The organism is Acidovorax sp. NB1 (genome assembly GCF_005405905.1).
Lineage (GTDB): Bacteria > Pseudomonadota > Gammaproteobacteria > Burkholderiales > Burkholderiaceae_C > Acidovorax.
Genome location: NZ_BJHU01000057.1, coordinates 278,757 through 294,950, shown reverse-complemented (window position 1 = coordinate 294,950; position 16,194 = coordinate 278,757). Strand labels below are relative to the sequence as shown.

At 66.8% G+C, this 16,194-nt stretch carries 13 protein-coding genes; 7 read left to right on the top strand and 6 right to left on the bottom strand.

Features of this window, described 5'->3' with window-relative positions; genetic code table 11:
- Positions 1-5: 5 nt before the first annotated feature.
- The 6 genes from tcuB to AvAM_RS23995 form a co-directional block, all read right to left on the bottom strand.
- Entirely contained in the window at positions 6-1,187 is a 1,182-nt protein-coding gene (tcuB, locus tag AvAM_RS24020) for a tricarballylate utilization 4Fe-4S protein TcuB (RefSeq protein WP_137749414.1), read from the bottom strand.
- Entirely contained in the window at positions 1,174-2,667 is a 1,494-nt protein-coding gene (gene tcuA, locus AvAM_RS24015) for an FAD-dependent tricarballylate dehydrogenase TcuA (RefSeq protein WP_137749457.1), read from the bottom strand. The genes tcuB and tcuA overlap by 14 nt, the downstream gene beginning before the upstream one ends.
- Before the next feature lie 137 nt (positions 2,668-2,804).
- Complete coding sequence (locus AvAM_RS24010) at positions 2,805-3,755, bottom strand: LysR substrate-binding domain-containing protein (protein WP_137749413.1); 951 nt, start codon at positions 3,753-3,755, stop codon at positions 2,805-2,807.
- 57 nt (positions 3,756-3,812) lie between these two features.
- Positions 3,813-4,877, bottom strand: coding sequence for a porin (locus AvAM_RS24005; RefSeq protein ID WP_137749412.1), 1,065 nt, complete (start codon positions 4,875-4,877; stop codon positions 3,813-3,815).
- Positions 4,878-4,957: 80 nt separating this feature from the next.
- On the bottom strand, positions 4,958-5,956 hold the full coding sequence (locus AvAM_RS24000; protein ID WP_137749411.1) for a tripartite tricarboxylate transporter substrate binding protein: 999 nt from the start codon (positions 5,954-5,956) through the stop codon (positions 4,958-4,960).
- An 87-nt stretch (positions 5,957-6,043) separates the two neighbouring features.
- Positions 6,044-7,135 carry a 4-oxalomesaconate tautomerase gene (locus AvAM_RS23995; RefSeq protein WP_137749410.1) on the bottom strand — a complete coding sequence of 364 codons (1,092 nt, stop codon included), beginning with the start codon at positions 7,133-7,135 and terminating at the stop codon, positions 6,044-6,046.
- A 190-nt stretch (positions 7,136-7,325) separates the two neighbouring features.
- Here AvAM_RS23995 and AvAM_RS23990 point away from each other — a divergent pair, with 190 nt between their 5' ends.
- The 7 genes from AvAM_RS23990 (at position 7,326) to bcsB (ending at position 16,151) form a co-directional block, all read left to right on the top strand.
- Positions 7,326-8,246, top strand: a complete 921-nt coding sequence (locus AvAM_RS23990; RefSeq protein ID WP_137749409.1) for a LysR family transcriptional regulator — start codon at positions 7,326-7,328, stop codon at positions 8,244-8,246.
- A 17-nt stretch (positions 8,247-8,263) separates the two neighbouring features.
- On the top strand, positions 8,264-9,385 hold the full coding sequence (gene mnmA, locus AvAM_RS23985) for a tRNA 2-thiouridine(34) synthase MnmA (RefSeq protein WP_137749408.1): 1,122 nt from the start codon (positions 8,264-8,266) through the stop codon (positions 9,383-9,385).
- A 338-nt stretch (positions 9,386-9,723) separates the two neighbouring features.
- Positions 9,724-10,200 (top strand): cellulose biosynthesis protein BcsD, encoded by a 477-nt coding sequence (bcsD, locus tag AvAM_RS23980; RefSeq protein ID WP_249368362.1) that lies wholly within the window; start codon positions 9,724-9,726, stop codon positions 10,198-10,200.
- Positions 10,201-10,245: 45 nt separating this feature from the next.
- Positions 10,246-10,806, top strand: coding sequence for a cellulose biosynthesis protein BcsP (gene bcsP / locus AvAM_RS23975; protein WP_137749407.1), 561 nt, complete (start codon positions 10,246-10,248; stop codon positions 10,804-10,806).
- Positions 10,803-11,585 carry a cellulose biosynthesis protein BcsQ gene (gene bcsQ / locus AvAM_RS23970; RefSeq protein ID WP_137749406.1) on the top strand — a complete coding sequence of 261 codons (783 nt, stop codon included), beginning with the start codon at positions 10,803-10,805 and terminating at the stop codon, positions 11,583-11,585. Before bcsP ends, bcsQ begins: the two co-directional genes overlap by 4 nt.
- On the top strand, positions 11,582-13,768 hold the full coding sequence (gene bcsA, locus AvAM_RS23965; RefSeq protein WP_137749405.1) for a UDP-forming cellulose synthase catalytic subunit: 2,187 nt from the start codon (positions 11,582-11,584) through the stop codon (positions 13,766-13,768). The genes bcsQ and bcsA overlap by 4 nt, the downstream gene beginning before the upstream one ends.
- A gap of 64 nt (positions 13,769-13,832) precedes the next feature.
- Positions 13,833-16,151, top strand: a complete 2,319-nt coding sequence (gene bcsB, locus AvAM_RS23960) for a cellulose biosynthesis cyclic di-GMP-binding regulatory protein BcsB (RefSeq protein ID WP_137749404.1) — start codon at positions 13,833-13,835, stop codon at positions 16,149-16,151.
- Positions 16,152-16,194 lie beyond the last annotated feature (43 nt).

Genomic DNA, 16,194 nt, shown 5'->3' with positions numbered 1-16,194 from the left:
AGCGATCAGTCGGAACCGAGGCCGATAGGGTTGGGCTGGCGCTTTTCCACCGCGTGGCGCAGCAGCGAAGCGGTGCGGAAGATGCCGTGCGCAAACTTGCCGTAGGGCATGGTGGCGAACAGCGCCATCACCGCGCCCAGGTGCAGGCACAGCAGCAGTGGCAGGCCCGCGGTGCCGCGCGCTGCCCAGAGCAGCAAGCCGCTGGTGGCGGTGAGGAACAGCAGCGCAATGAAGGCGCGGTCCATGGGCTTTTGCGCGGCATCGCCGTGTTGTGAGTGGCGGCGCAGGTTCAGCCGCCACAGGCCTGCAGTGCCCATCGCCAGGCTGATGCCGCCCACACCGCCCAGCAGCTTGGGCAGACTGGGCAGGTCGTAGGGCGCGGGCATTGCCAGCAGGTAGTGGTACAGCGTGGCCACGCTGGTGGCCGCAAAACAGAGCATGAAGCCGTAGAACGTGAGGTGGTGAAACCGCCTGCGCGAGAGGGTGTAGGCGTCGTCCTCGTTGTGGCAGCCGTCGCCATGACCGCCGTCCAGGTACTTGAGGCGCAGCACGGCATCGGTGGCCTCGGCCGTGGCGGGGGCGCTCAGCGGCGCGCCGCTGGTCGCGGGCGTGATATCGCGCCAGAAGCGGCGCACGCCCAGGCCCAGCGCCAGCACGGCAAACAGGAACACGGGTGCGAACAGGCCCACCAGCAGGTTGTGCGGGAAGATGCCATAGAAGCCGCCCACGGGCGCGTGCCACAAGGCTGCCAGCCCCTGGCCATGTAGCACCACGGCCAGCAGCAGGAACAGCGTGAGCCCGGCCACCAGCGCCAGCGCCAACGTGAGGCCGTTGCGCTGGTAGAGCTGTCCCAGCGCGGGCGGCCAGGCGTAGTCGGCATAGGTCTGGCCGCGCACCTGGGCCATGGCCTGCGGAATGTTCACCGCAAACTCGTGCGGCGGCGCGTACTGGCAGGCATGCAGGCAGGCGCCGCAGTTGTGGCACAGGTTGGCGACGAAGTGGATGTCGGCCTTGCCAAACTCCAGCCGCCGCGTCATGGCCGGGAACACGGCGCAAAAGCCTTCGCAGTAGCGGCAGGCGTTGCAGATCTGCAGCTGGCGCGCCACCTCGGTTTCGGGGGGCGAAAGCACGACATCACCGTTCGCCAGCGCGCGGGCGTCGCGTGCCAGGGCCTCAAGCGTTTGCATGGTTTGCTCCTGATTTAATAGCTATTGAGGCAATACCATCAGGCGGTAAGCCCTGTTTTGATGCCAAGGCGGCACGCGCCGCCTGTGTGCCCGCAATGCGGCCAAACGCGGTGCCGATGCTCATGCCCACACCGGCCGTGTAGCCCTTGCCCAGCACGTTGCCCGCCATCATTTCGCCCGCCACAAACAGGTTGGGGCTGGGCTGGTTGTCAAAGCGCACGGCAGCCGTGTCGTCGGTGTGCAGCCCCAGGTAGGTGAAGGTGACGCCGGGTTTGAGCGCGTAGCCATAGAACGGCCCGGTGTCGATGGGCCGGGCCCAGTGCGTCTTGGCGGGCGCCACGCCTTCGGTGTGGCAGTCGTCCAGCGTGGTGTGGTCAAACTGGCCTACGCGGCAGGCGGCGTTGTAGGCATCGAGCGTGTGCATGAACGTGTCCACGGGCAGGCCGAGCTTCTGCGCCAGCTCGGGCAGGGTGTCGGCCTTCACGCCTGGGAACACGGGCGGCATGAAGCGGCCAATGGCCTTGCTGTCGATGATGGAGTAACCAATCTGCCCCGGCTGCTGCGCCACCAGACGGCCCCAGATGGCATAACGCTTGGGCCAGAAGTCCTCGCCCTCGTCGTAGAAGCGCTCGCCATGGCGGTTGACCACCACACCCAGCGACACGCAGTCGATGCGTGTGCAGATGCCGCCGTCGTACAGCGGCGCGCGCGCGTCGATGGCCACCATGTGCGCTTGCGTGGGGTCGCCAATGCGGTCGGCGCCATGGTCGTCGAGCAGGTGCTTGAGCAGCACGCCCTTGTTGTACGCCGTGCCGCGGATCAGGAAGTTGTCCGCAGGCCACTCGCCGCGTTCGTTCTGGCCCCAGGCTTCGCGCAGCCACTCGCGGTTCGATTCAAAGCCGCCCGCAGCCAGCACGCAGGCCTTGGCGGCAATGCGCTCGCCGTTCGCCAAGTGCGCGGCGATGAAGCGGCGGCCTTCCATCTCGATGCGCTCCACGGGCGCTTCGTAGCGGATCTGCACGCCCAGCTGCTCCGCGCTGCGGTAGTAGGCATTGACCAGCGCCTTGCCGCCGCCCATGAAGAATGCATTGGTGCGCGCCACATGCAGCGTGCCCGCCAGCGCGGGCTGAAAGTGCACGCCGTGGCGGCGCATCCACGGGCGGCAATTCGACGATGCGCGGATCACCAGGCGCGCCAGGTGTTCGTTGGTCAGCCCGCCCGTCACCTTGAGCAGGTCCTGCCAGAACTCTTCTTCGGGGTAGGCATCGACCAGCACATCTTGCGGCGCATCGTGCATGCAGCGCAGATTGCGGGTGTGGGCCGAGTTGCCGCCGCGCCAAGCGCGCGGGGCCGATTCGAGCAGCAGCACGCTGGCGCCCGCTTCGCGCGCCATCAGGGCGGCGCACAGGGCGGCGTTGCCACCGCCGATGACCAGCACATCAACCGGGGGCGGCGCGGGGACTGATGGAGTGGGAGGGATAGGCACCGGGGAGCTTCCGTTCGTGGGGTTGGGCGCCACTGTAGGAATTTCGCCCCGGTATGGGCAGGCCCGAACGGGCAAGGGGCCATCACGGATCGTGATGGCCTGGCATGGGGTTGAACCTGTGAGGGTCTGTTTTAAGGCAGAGGCGGCGCGAGCGTGGCGCCTACCCACGTGCCCGACTGCACCAGGCTGCGTGCGCAATCTGCCAGCACCACGCGCGTGGCCAGGGCGGCGGGCGAGAGTTCATCGTCCGACAGGCTGCACAGTGCCGCCGGGCGGCTGGCAGGCGTATCAGCCAACTCCGCCAGGTCAAAACGGGCGCTGGCATCGGGGTAGCGTCCCACGGCCGCCCAGGGCTGCAGGGTGCTGCCCAGGCCCGCGTTCACCGCGTCCATCAGCATCGCCAGCGAGTCGATCTCCATCGCCACCTGCGGCACCACCTTGGCGGTGGCAAAGGCGGCGTCGATGCGGCTGCGCAGGCCGTGCGGCCCGGTGGGCAGGATGAGGGGTTCGGCCTTGAGCTGGGCCAGGCGCAGGCGCCGAGGCAGTGTGGCGGGCAAGGTGCTGGCGCCACCGTGGGCGCTGCGGATGAGGAACAGGCGCTCCTCCAGCAGCGGCAGCACGCTCCAGCGGCGCGCGGGCTGGGTGTCGAACAAAACGGCCAGGTCCAGCTGGCGCGCGTTGAGCATGTTGGAGAGGTGGCCCGACAGGCTCTCGACCATGTGCAGCCGCACATCGGGGTAGCGCTCGCGCATGGCGCGCATCAGGGGCACGCCCAGCACCGACGCCGTGGTGGGCGCCAGGCCCACGCTCACGGTGCCTGACAGCCGGGCCTGCCGCGCGGCGCGCGCCGCCTGGTCGGCGTGGCGCAGGGTGAGTTGCGCCTCGCGGAAAAAGGCCAGCCCGGCTTCGGTGGGCACAGTGCCTTTGCTGGTGCGCTGCAGAAGCCGGGTGCTCAGCTCACCCTCCAGCCGACTGATCTGCTGGCTCAGGGCCGACTGCACCATCTGCAGGTCGAGCGCAGCGCGGCCCATGGAGCCGAGTTCGACGATGCGGACGAAGTAGCGAAGCTGGCGCAGTTCCATGGGGCGATGGTCGCACAGTCCCACCAGTGCCGGTGCAACCGCGCCCCGCGTTGCGCCTCAGAAGGTGTGCACCACACCGGCGGAGATGCCGGTGGCGGTCGCCTTGTTGACCGCGCCCTGGAAGCCGTTGCGCCAGCGGGTGTTGTCCAGCTCGGCATACACCTTGGTGCGGCGCGAGAGCTTGTACTCGGCAAACGCCACCAGGCGGCCGTAGCCGTCATCGGCAGCGCCGGTGCGCGAGCGGTCCACCTTGTAGTAGGCCGCTGTCAGGTCCACCCAGGGTGTGGCCGCCCAGGTACCACCGGCCGACAACACGCGCTGCACGGTGAAGCGGCCTGCGGCCGTCTCGGCCTTGTTGCGGCCTGCATTGGCGGCCAGGCGCACCGTGCCCCACTGGTATGCGGCGCCCAGGGTGCTACCGTCCAGTGAGCGTTTGTTCACGTCGTTGAAGCTCTGGTACGCGCCCGACACCACCAAGCCATCGGCAGCCCAGGCCAGGCCCACGCCGCGTGACGACAGGGCCGAGGCCTGCGATGTGACTTCGCCAATGCCCCACATCGCGCGTGCCGTGAAACCGCCGAAGCGGCCCGTGTACTTCACTGAATTGTCCAGCCGGTACGAGCCCGAGTTGGCGCCCGCGCTGCCGTATTCGATGCCCAGGCCGTGCTGGCTCAGCGCCGTCACGCCGATGTTGGGGTTGAAACTGGCAAAGCGCATCGCCAGCGGGTCCACCGGCGAGATGGCGTCGGCGAGGGTGGTCGTCTGCCGGCCCAGAGCCAGCGTGCCCCAGCCGCCCTGCAGGCCCACCCAGGATGCGCGGTCGAAGTATTTGCTGGCATTGGCGGGTGCGCCGGTGTCGGCGTTGAGCCCGCTCTCCAGGTTGAACAGCGCCTTGGCGCCACCGCCCAGGTCTTCGCTGCCCCGCAGGCCCCAGCGGCTGGTGGTGTGGATGCCGCTGCCCAGGCTGTGGGTGGAACCGGCCGCAGGCGCGTTGGACGCGGACAGGCCGCTGCCGTTGCGCACGCCCAGGTCCACCACGCCGTACAGCGTCACGCCAGCGGTTTGCGCCATGGCGCAGTGGGCGGCGAATGCGGCGCAAGCCGCTGCCACGATGGTTTTCATGCATGTCTCCTGTTGTTGATATGTACGGATGGGCAGCGTGGTGCCCACGCTGGCCTTTCGGCCTCCCTTTCAGGCACCGGTCAGTCTGGTGTGAGCTGGGCTTTCAGCACCACGCCCTTCCACTTGGCGAGTTCCTGCTTCACGGTCAGGGCCAGTTGCTCGGGCGTGCTGGTGTCCACCACGGCGCCTTGTTCCTCGATGCGGCGCACCACGTCCTTGTCGGCCAGCGCTGTGTTCAGGGTCTTGTTGAGCAGGTCGATCACGGGGCGCGGCGTCTTGCCGGGCGCGAACAGCGCGTACCACTGGGTGATCTCCACACCCTTGACGCCTGCTTCTTCGAGCGTGGGCACATCGGGCAGCAGCGACGAGCGCTTGGGCCCGGCCAGGGCCAGCGCGCGCAGCTTGCCGTTCTTGACGTGCGGGTAGGCAGAGAACAGGCTGGGAAACATCACCTGCGTCTGCCCGGCCATGGTGTCGTTCATCGCGGGCGCCGCGCCCCGGTAGGGCACATGGGCCATCTGGGCGCCGCTTTCCAGCTTGAAGATCTCGGCCGAGAAGTGTGGGGCCGTGCCGTTGCCCGCCGAGGCGTAGTTGAAGTCGTTGGGCTTGGCCTTGGTGAGCGCGACAAAGTCGCTGACCGTCTTGGCAGGCACCTTGGGATTGACCACCATCAGCGTGGGCGAGTAGCTCACCATGCCGATGGGCTCGAACTGCGTGATCGGGTCGTAGCGCAGCTTCTGCAGTGCGGGGCTCATGCCGTGGGTGCCTATGTAGCCGAACAGGATGGTGTGCCCGTCCGGTGCGGAGCGCGCCACGTATTCGGCCGCAATGGCGCCATTGGCTCCGGCCTTGTTTTCCACAATGACCTGCTGGCCCAGCAGGGTGGAGAGCTTGATGGCCACGACGCGCGCCATGCCGTCGTTGCCGCCGCCCGCAGCCGTGGGCACGACCAGCGTGATGGGCTTGTCTGGGTAGGCGGCGTGGGCGGTGCCGGCGGCCCAGAAGGCGCTGGAGGCGAGCGCCAGCGCAGCCGTGGCCAGCGCTGTGCGGCGCGTGGTGGAGTGAATGAAACGGGTCATGGTTTGTCTCCTGTCGTAATGGTTGAAATCGTCGAAATCGTTGAAGTCTTTGAACGGGCGCTGCGCAAGCAGCGCCTGGAAAAGCACTCAGTGCGCCGCAGCGCTTTCAGGAACGAACAGCGTGCCTTCCAGAATCTTTCGGGCGGTGCGCACCAGCGCGGCCTGCACCAGCTTGAACTGGCCATCCACCTCGCTGAGCTCCACCTCCACCTGGATGCGGCCTGCCGGGTGTTGCACCTCCACACGGCGCAGTCCGGCGCTGGGTGCATGCCGTTCGTCGGTGGCCACCGTGCCCGGCAGCACCGAGGCCGCCGCCACGCCAATGGCGCCTGTCACGGCATGCGAGCGGTGGCATTGGTGGGGGGTGAAGTAGCGCGACACCACACTGCCCGGCGATGTGCCTGGGGACACGATCACCGGCTTGGGCAGCACGCTGTGCGTCACATCGCCCATGCCCATGCGTTGGCCGGCTTCGAGGCGCAGCGCCTCCAGTCGGGTGAGCAAGGCGGTGTTGGCATCCAGTTCAGCCGGTGTCTCGTCGCCGCGCAGGCCCAGGTCAGTGGCGCGCACCAGCACCATCACCTGCGCTGCGTCGATGCAGGTGACCTGCAGGCCCTGGATGGTGTCGATGCGCTGGCCGGTGGGAAAGATCTGCCCGGTGACGGCGCCCCAGGCGTCCAGGAAGTTCATGAGCACGGGGGCTGCCGTGCCCTGCACACCGTCAATGCGCACATCGCCGTCGTAGTGCACCTGGCCACCCGCCGTGCACACCTGCACGTCGATGCGGGAGCGGGTGTTCACGTTGTAGACCCGCACGGTGGTGGTCTGACCCTTGTGGTCAGCGGGCACCAGTCCCTGCTCGATGGCAAAGGGTCCCACACCGGCCAGCATGTTGCCGCAGTTGGGCCTGGTGTCCACACGGGCCTCCTGCACGCTGACCTGGGCAAACAGGTAGTCCACATCGCAGTCGGGTTGCGTGGAGCGCGAGACGATGGCGACCTTGCTGGTCAGCGAGTTACCGCCGCCCAGGCCGTCGATCTGCAGCTCGTGCGGCGAGCCCAGGGCTGCGATCAGGGTGCGGTCGCGGGCTTCAGGGTCGCGTGGCAGCCAGTCGGCCAGGAAGAACGGCCCCCGGGAGGTGCCGCCACGCATCAGAACGCAAGGAATGTTGGTGCTCATGGGTCGGCATGGTGCTGCGCCATCGCTGATCTGTGAATTGCATTGTTGGCAATGATTGATGCATGCTGTGCAATAGGCTCAGGCGGCTTGTACATGCTCCAATCACGGCCGTGAATTGCAATGTTCTGATCGTTTGATGCACGGCATGCAACGCTGAAAACACCCTGAATAGCGCTTGGAGAACGCCCTGATGAACAACAAATTCGACCTCGCCGACATCCAGGCCTTTGCGGCGGTGGCCGAGCTGCAGAGCTTTCGTGCGGCGGCCGAAGCCATTCACCTGTCGCAGCCCGCGTTCAGCCGCCGCATCGACAAGCTCGAAGAAGCCCTGGGAGTGCGCCTGCTTGATCGCACCACGCGCCGCGTCACGCTCACGGCCGTGGGCCGCGACTTTGCACGCAAGACCCGTGTGTGGCTCGACGACCTGGACGGCATGCTCATGGGCCTGGGCGATGTGGCGGCGCGGCGTATGGGCGAGGTGACGATCGCCTGCGTGCCCTCGGCCGTGTATTACTTTCTGCCGCAGGTGGTCAAGCGCTACCACGAGCGGTTTCCGAAGATCCGCGTGAAGGTGCACGACGCCAGCGCCAACGAGGTGCTGGTGGCCGTGGCGCAGGGCGACGCGGACTTCGGCCTGAACTTCATCGGCAGCCAGGAGGCCGAGATCGAATTCAAGCCTGTGCTGGCTGAGCGCTTCGTGGCCGCGTGCCGGCGCGACCATGTGCTGGCGCGGCGCAAGAAGGTGAGCTGGGCCGAGCTGGGCCAGCACGACTTCATGTCGGTGGGCAAGACCTCGGGCAACCGCCTGCTTATGGACCTGGCGCTGGCCAACGTGCCCGACCGGCCGCAGTGCCTTTACGAGGCCAAGCATGTGACCACGCTGCTCGGCCTGGTGGAGGCGGGCCTGGGCGTGGCGGCCGTGCCCAGCCTGGCCATGCCGGGCAAGGACCACCCCACCCTGGTCAGCATTCCGCTGGTGGAGCCCATCGTCACGCGGCAGATGGGGCTCATCAAGCGGCGGGGCAAAACCCTCTCGCCGGCCGCGCAGCAGCTGTATGACCTCTTGGTTGCTACGCGTTCTGTGCGCCCGCGCAAGGCGACGGCGGCCTGAAAAATACAATTGGGGCAATGACAGCACCCACCAAACAGCGCGTCGTCGTCGGCCTCTCCGGCGGCGTGGACTCGGCCGTGACCGCCCACCTGCTCAAAAAGCAAGGCCATGAGGTCGTCGGCATCTTCATGAAAAACTGGGAAGACGATGACGACAGCGAATACTGCTCGTCCAACATCGACTTCGTGGACGCAGCCGCCGTGGCCGATGTGATCGGCATCGAGATCGAGCATGTGAACTTCGCGGCCGACTACAAGGACCGCGTGTTTGCGGAGTTCCTGCGCGAGTACCAGGCGGGCCGCACGCCCAACCCCGATGTGCTGTGCAATGCCGAGATCAAGTTCAAGGCCTTCCTCGACCACGCCATGCGCCTGGGCGCCGAGAAGATTGCCACGGGGCACTACGCCCGTGTGCGGCACAACCCGGCCACGGGCCTGCACGAACTGCTCAAGGGGCTGGACCCCAGCAAGGACCAGAGCTACTTCCTGCACCGCCTCAACCAGGCGCAGCTGGCCAAGACCTTGTTCCCGGTGGGCGAGTTGCACAAGACCGAGGTGCGTCGCATCGCCGAGGAAATTGGCCTGCCCAATGCCAAGAAGAAGGACTCGACGGGTATCTGTTTCATTGGCGAGCGGCCCTTCCGCGAGTTTTTGAACCGCTACATCAGCCACGCGCCCGGCCCCATCCTGGATGACCGGGGGCGCAAGCTGGGCCAGCATGTGGGCCTGTCCTTCTACACCCTGGGCCAGCGCCAGGGGCTGGGTATTGGCGGGGTGAAGGAAAAAGGCGCTCAGCGGGGCGGTGGCGCACACGAGCCCTGGTTTGTGGCCCGCAAGGACCTAGAGAAAAACACACTGCGCGTGGTGCAGGGGCATGACCACCCCTGGCTGCTGTCGCACCGCCTGGTGGCGCAAGACGTGAGCTGGTGCGCGGGCCAGGCCCCGGCGCCCGGTGCCTACGCCGCCAAGACGCGCTACCGCCAGCAAGACGCGGCCTGCCGTCTGGAGGCTGTGCCCGAGGGCTTTGCACTGGCTTTCCCGGAGGCCCAATGGGCAGTCACCCCGGGGCAGAGTGCGGTGCTGTATGACGGCGACGTGTGCCTGGGGGGGGGGGTGATCCAGTCCGCCGTCGCCGACTAACCCCGTTGCTTCCTGGCGCGGTGGCTGGCCGGATGAGGGGTCGCCTGGGTTGGTGACAGGGATATAGAGGTGGTTGTAAAAACTATTGAAGTTCTTATTTGATAGTTGATAATTATTTTGTGTGGTACTGCACCCACACCCATCGGCATGGATGGCGCCGTTGAACGAAGTTGACCTTTGGTTTGGCGACCGAAGGGTTATTTTTCGGGGCAAGCCTCCTAGAATTCCGCACAAACTGTTTGAAACCACATGTATCAGACGATGCATGGGGTATCTCCCTTGAGTCCACCCCCGCGAGGGCCGCTGAACCGGGCCCGATGCTTGCTCGTGCGCACGCCATGTTTTCAACTGCTTCCCTGCCTGCCAACCCCGACATCACCCAACGTCTCATCGATCAGCAATGTTCAGTGCAATGGAGAGGGTTCCTGCATGCCCTGGCGGCAGAGTTTGCAGCCGCGCTGCCCCCTGAGGATCTGCGCGCGCTGATGTTTCGGGTGGGAGCACGGTTTGCCGCCGAGCACCCCCTGCCCGCATGTGCCACCCTGGATGACCTGCAGAGCAGCATGGCGGCTGTGTGGGACCGCATCGGCTGGGGGGGCGTCCGCCTGCAGCAGGCAGCGGCGCAGCTGGACATTCACCACGACCTTTCTCCCTTGTCGGCGGCCTTCGGGTCGGGCCATGCCGCATGGTCCGGGGGCTTCCTGGAAGGGGTCTACCAGAGCTGGTTCGAACAGGCTGGCGCCGCCCAGCTCCGCGTGGCCCAGTCCGCTCCTGCGGATGCCTGGGGCTGCGTCCACTTCCAGCTGGCACGCTGAGCCCTGCGGGCTCGGTTTCCCACGTTATGCGATTGGCGGTGACCCGTGAAGCAATCTGACGACATCGTGAACCTCTTCCAGCAGTTTGGCGGCAAGGCCGACCCTTACCAGGAGCTGGCCCGCAAACAGGAGCACCAGCGCTCCAGCGAACGCTGGCCGCTGGTGTCTGCCGTTCGGGGCGCCGTAGCGGCAGATGTGCCCGCGGTGGACCGGCGCCCCGGCGGGTTGACGGCCCCCGTGCCGCACAACCCGCCCGCGCCTGCCGCCAGCGCGCCCGCTCCTGCGGGTTGGATGCAGCCCGTCAGCGAACGCCCGGCGCCGCTGCCAATGCCCACCACGCTGCCAGAACCCGCGCCTACCCCTGCCCCGGCGATGGCGCCAGCCCAGGCGGCAGTGCCCCGCGCGCCTTCCCCCGCGCTCGCATCCCGTTCCCCCCTGGCCGGTTTGGCCGGTCTGCGCGGATCTGCAGCGCCAGCGCTGCGTGACGAGCCCGCTGCGCCACAAGACCCTCTGCCCGCAGACCTTCCGTCGGTGTTTGCACGCCTGGCCGGAGAGCCACAACCCCTGCCCGCTGCCGCCTGGCAGCCCCGCAAGGGCCAGCCATGAAGGTGATTTCCGTTGTTTCGGCCAAGGGCGGCGTGGGCAAAACCACTTTGACCGCGAACCTGGCCACGGCCCTGCACCGCCTGGGGGTGCCCACGGTCCTGGTGGTGGACCTGGACCCGCAAAATGCGCTGGGTCTGCATTTCGGCGCTGACCCGGGCGCACTCGCGGGAGTTTCCCGCGCCAGCCTGTCGGGTGACAGCTGGGGTTCGGTTTGCCAACAAAGCCCCTCGGGGGTGCATGTGCTGCCCTACGGTGTGGTGAACGAGGCCGATCGCGTGGCCTTTGAGCGGCACCTGGAGGCCCACCCGGATTGGCTGGCGCAGCAGTTGCAAAGCCTGGAGCTGCCACCCGATGCACTGGTGCTCATCGACACGCCTCCCGGCCCTTCGGCCTATATGCAGCAGGCACTCACAGCGGCCCAGGTGGTGGTGGTGGTCAACCTGCCCGACGCGGCCTCGTATGCCGCACTGGCCCTGATGCAGCGTCTGGTGCACACCTACTGCACACCGCGCCCCGACTTTGCCGAAACCCTGCATGTCCTGAACCAGGCCGATGGCGCGCGCCAGTTGTCCAAGGACATCACCCGGGTGATGCAGGACAGCCTGGGCGACCGGCTGATCGGTGTGATCCACGAAGACCAGGCGGTGCGCGAGGCCCTGGCCTATGACCAGAGCGTGCTGGAGTACGACACCCATGGCCAGGCGGCCGATGATCTGCGCAAATGTGCGCTGGTGCTGGCGCAGCGCCTGGGCTTGCCACTGCCAGGGGGCGCGCGATGAGCGTGGACCAGCGCCCCCAGGCCGACGAAGTCGCCGACGCCAATTCCCACAGTCCGCAGGCGCGTTGGCGCACTGTGGTGCATGCCATCACGGGCTGGGAGATCTGGCAACACCCCACGGCCCGCGTGGTGGCGGTGGTGTTCAGTGCCCTGTTGATGGGGTTGGTCATCAGCGTGCCGCTGGACCTGCAAGGGCAGATCCTGTTTTCGCTGGGTTCGTTCGGGGCGGCGCTGCTGCTGAGCAAGACCCCGGGGCGCCTGTCCACGCTGGCCATGATCGTGCTGTCGATCTCTGCCTCGTCTCGCTATATCTACTGGCGCTTTACCGACACCATCGGCTTCACCCACTGGATGGATGCAGCCTTTGGCTATGGGCTGGTGCTGGCCGAGCTGTATGCCTTTGCGGTGCTGCTCATCGGGTACTTCCAGACCGCCTGGCCACTGCAGCGCCGCCCGGTGCCCATGCCGGCCGACGTGAGCACCTGGCCCAGCGTGGACATTTTCATCCCCAGCTACAACGAGCCGCTCGAAGTGGTGCGCCAGACAGTGTTCTCGGCCATGAGCCTGGACTGGCCCGCCGACCGCCTGCATGTGTACGTGCTCGACGACGGTCGCCGCACCGAGTTCCGCGAGTTCTGCGAAGAGCTGGGCGTGGGCTACCTCATCCGCGACAACAACCACCACGCCAAGGCGGGCAACATCAACGCGGCCCTCCAGGTCACGCACTCCGAATACATCGCGATCTTTGACTGTGACCACATTCCCACGCGTTCCTTTCTGCAGGTGTGCATGGGCTGGTTCTTCAAGGACACCAACCTGGTGATGCTGCAGACGCCGCACGTCTTCTTCTCGCCCGACCCCTTCGAGCGCAACCTGGACACCTTCCACCGCATGCCCAACGAGGGCGAGCTGTTCTACGGCATCGTGCAGGACGGCAACGACCTGTGGAACGCCTCATTTTTCTGCGGCTCCTGCGCCATCATCCGCCGCAAGGAACTGCTGGAGGTGGGCGGCATTGCGGTGGAGACCGTGACCGAAGACGCACACACTGCGCTGAAGCTCAGCCGCCTGGGCTACAACACCGCCTACCTCGAAGTGCCGCAGGCTGCGGGCCTGGCCACCGAGAGCCTGTCGGGCCATGTGGGCCAGCGCATCCGCTGGGCGCGGGGCATGGCGCAGATCGCGCGCACCGACAACCCGTTGTTCGGCAAGGGCCTGCACTTTGGCCAGCGGCTGTGTTACCTCAACGCGATGCTGCACTTCTTCTACGGGCTACCGCGCCTGGTGTTTCTGACCGCACCGCTGGCCTACCTGTTTTTTGGGGCCCATGTGTTCCAGGCCTCCGCGCTGATGATCACGGCCTATGCCCTGCCACACCTGGCCCATGCCAGCGTGACCAACTCCCGCATCCAAGGGCGGTTCCGCCATTCGTTCTGGAACGAGGTGTACGAATCGGTGCTGGCCTGGTACATCATGCGGCCCGTGCTGGTGGCCGCCATCAACCCCAAGCTCGGCAAGTTCAACGTCACGGCCAAGGGCGGGGTGATCGAGAAGGCCTACTTTGACTGGACCATCGCCCGCCCCTATGTGGTGCTGCTGTTGATCAACCTCGTGGGCATGGCCGTTGGAGTCTGGAAGCTGTTCTCGTCGGCCGGTGACGAGACCACGACCCTGGTCATCAACATGGTCTGGACGGTCTACAACATCATCTTGCTGGGGGCCAGTGTGGCCGTGGCCAGCGAGACGCGCCAGATCCGGGGCACGCCGCGCGTGGCGGCCAGCCTGCCGGCAGTGATCCGGTTCGAGAACGGCCGCACCCTGGTGTGCAAGACCGAAGATTTCTCGCAACATGGCCTGGGGCTGGCCGTGCCGCCCGATGTGGACATCCCCATGGGCAGCAGCCTCTCGGTGTCGCTGTTCCGCTCGGACGAAGAGGGTGTCTTCCCGGCCATCGTCACGTTCAGCGGCAAGGGGCGCCTGGGTGTGAAGTTCGACAACCTCAGCCTGCACCAGCAGGCCGAACTCGCCTCGCTGACCTTTGCGCGCGCTGATGCCTGGATCGCCACCTGGGGCACGGGCCAGCGCGACAAGCCGCTGCGCTCGCTCAAGAGCGTGATCGTGATCGGGCTGCGTGGCATGGGGCAGCTGACCACCACGGCCTTCAAGTCCCTCAAGCCCCGCTAGCCCCCGCTAGCGCGTGCACAACACCCTCTCAGCCTTTCCTGTTTCCAAAGACGCCTTCCTCACCATGATTTCCACACGACATCCGACAGCGCGGCTGCCACGCCTGCGCATGCTGCCTGCCATGCTGGCCCTGGTGCTGACAGGCGCTGCTGTGCCCGTTTCGCAGCTGGCGGCCGCGCCTGCCCCCGTGGCTGCCCCGGCCCCTGCAGCCGTGCCACCTGCCGAGTCGGGCGTGCGTGTGCACCGGGCCAGCCTCAAGGAGCTGGGCGCACTGTTTCCGCTGCAGCTGCGTGGGGTGGATGGCACCAGTGGCGTGGCCTTCAGCGTGCGCAACGATGAGGTGGTCGTTGGCGCCAAGCTCAAGCTCAACTACTCGTATTCACCCGCGCTGCTCACCAACCTGTCGCACATCAAGGTGCTGGTGAACGAGCAGGTGGCGGCGACGATTCCCGTGACCACGCAGCAAGCCGGTGAGAACCTGCAGCGCGAGATCAGCATTCCTCCACGCCTCATCACCGAGTTCAATCGGCTGAACCTGCAGCTCATCGGCCACTACACCATGGAGTGCGAAGACCCGCTGCACTCCAGCCTGTGGGCCAACATCGGCAACGACAGCGTGCTGGAGCTGACCGTGGCCCCCGTGGCCCAGACGAACGACCTGGCGTTGCTGCCCCAGCCCTTCTTCGATCGCCGGGACGTGCGCCCGCTCGAACTCCCCATCGTGTTCAATGCAGCGCCTAATGCGGGCACCCTGCAGGCGGCGGGCACGATGTCGTCCTGGTTTGGTGCGCTGGCGGGTTTCCGTGGCGCGAAGTTCCCGTCCCTCACCGGCGAGCTGCCCCCGCGCGGCAACGCCGTGGTGATGGTGGCCGGCCGGGCCCAGGCGCCCGCAGGCCTGGCGCTGCCCGAAATCTCGGGCCCCACGGTGGCGGTGGTGAGCCATCCGGGCGACCGCAATGGCAAGCTGCTGCTGGTCATGGGGCGCGACGATGCCGAGCTGGCCGTGGCGGCCAAGGCGCTGGCGATTGGCTCCTCGGCCCTGTCCGGCCCGCTTGCGCGCATCACTGAGGTCACCGAACTCAAGCCCCGCAAGCCCTACGACGCCCCCCATTGGCTGGCCAGCGACCGGCCCGTGAAGTTTGGCGAACTGGCCGAGGCCCAGGCGCTCAATGTGTCCGGCTATTCGCCCGACCTGATCCGCGTGAACTTCTTCCTGCCGCCCGACCTGTTCGGCTGGCGCGAGAAGGGCATCCCGGTGGACCTGCGCTACCGCTACACCCCGCGCCCCAACGCCGACAAGTCCACGCTCAACATCAACGTGAACCAGCAGTTCCTGCGCTCGCTGCCCCTGCGGGCCGTGAACCATGAAGAACAAGGTACGCTGGACCGCTGGTTCACCAAGGTGATGCCTGCAGGCGAAACGGTGCCTGAGCGCGAGAAGCTCCACATCCCGCTGTTCAAGCTGCCCGCCCAGTCGCAGCTGCAGATGCATTACTACTACGACGTGGTCAAACAGGGCGCCTGCAAGGACGTTCCGCTGGACAACGTGCGGGGCTCGGTGGAGGCCGATTCCACCATCGACATCTCCGGCTTCCCGCACTTCATCGCCATGCCGGACCTGGCCGCGTTCGGCAATGCCGGTTTTCCGTTCACCCGCATGGCCGACCTGTCGGAGTCGGCCGTGGTCATGCCCGACAGGCCGGGTGTGCAGGAGCTGGGCACCTACCTGGGGCTCATGGGCCTCATGGGTCGCGTCACAGGGTTCCCGGCCCTGGGCGTGACCGTGGCGCAGGCCCAGCAGGTCGAGCGCCTGAGCGACAAGGATCTGCTGGTCATTTCCTCGGGTGGTGGCAACCAGCCCCTGCTCAAGCAGTGGGCCAGCGCCATCCCGGCGGCGCTGCAGGGCGAGGCCAAGAGTTTCCAGCTGGCTGACCTGGCCCAGCGGGTGCTGCGCTGGTGGGGCTTCGAGGATGAATCGGGCACCCGCGCACACCGCAGCCAAGTGGCGTTCTCCAGCAGCAGCACGGACGCGTTCATTGCGGGGTTTGAATCGCCCCTGCGCAACGGCCGCAGCGTGGTGCTGGTGGCCAGCAACCAGCCTGCGGGCCTGGGCCAGGTGATGGATGCGCTGCTCGATGCCGATGCGGTCACCAAGGTGCAGGGCAGCACCACGGTGATCCGGGGCAAACAGGTGGACAGCCTGGTGGCCGAGAAAAACTACCATGTGGGCAAGCTGGGACCGCTGCTGTATGCGCAGTGGTACCTCTCGCGCAATCCGCTGCTGCTGATTGTGCTGGGGGTGTCGGCCGCGGTGCTGGTGGCCATCATCATGTACCTGTCGCTGCGGGCCCGCGCACGCGCCCGGTTGAAGCAAAAGGGCTGAGGCCGTGCCCGGCACGCCCCGCTGAGTCGGAATCACGCAACAC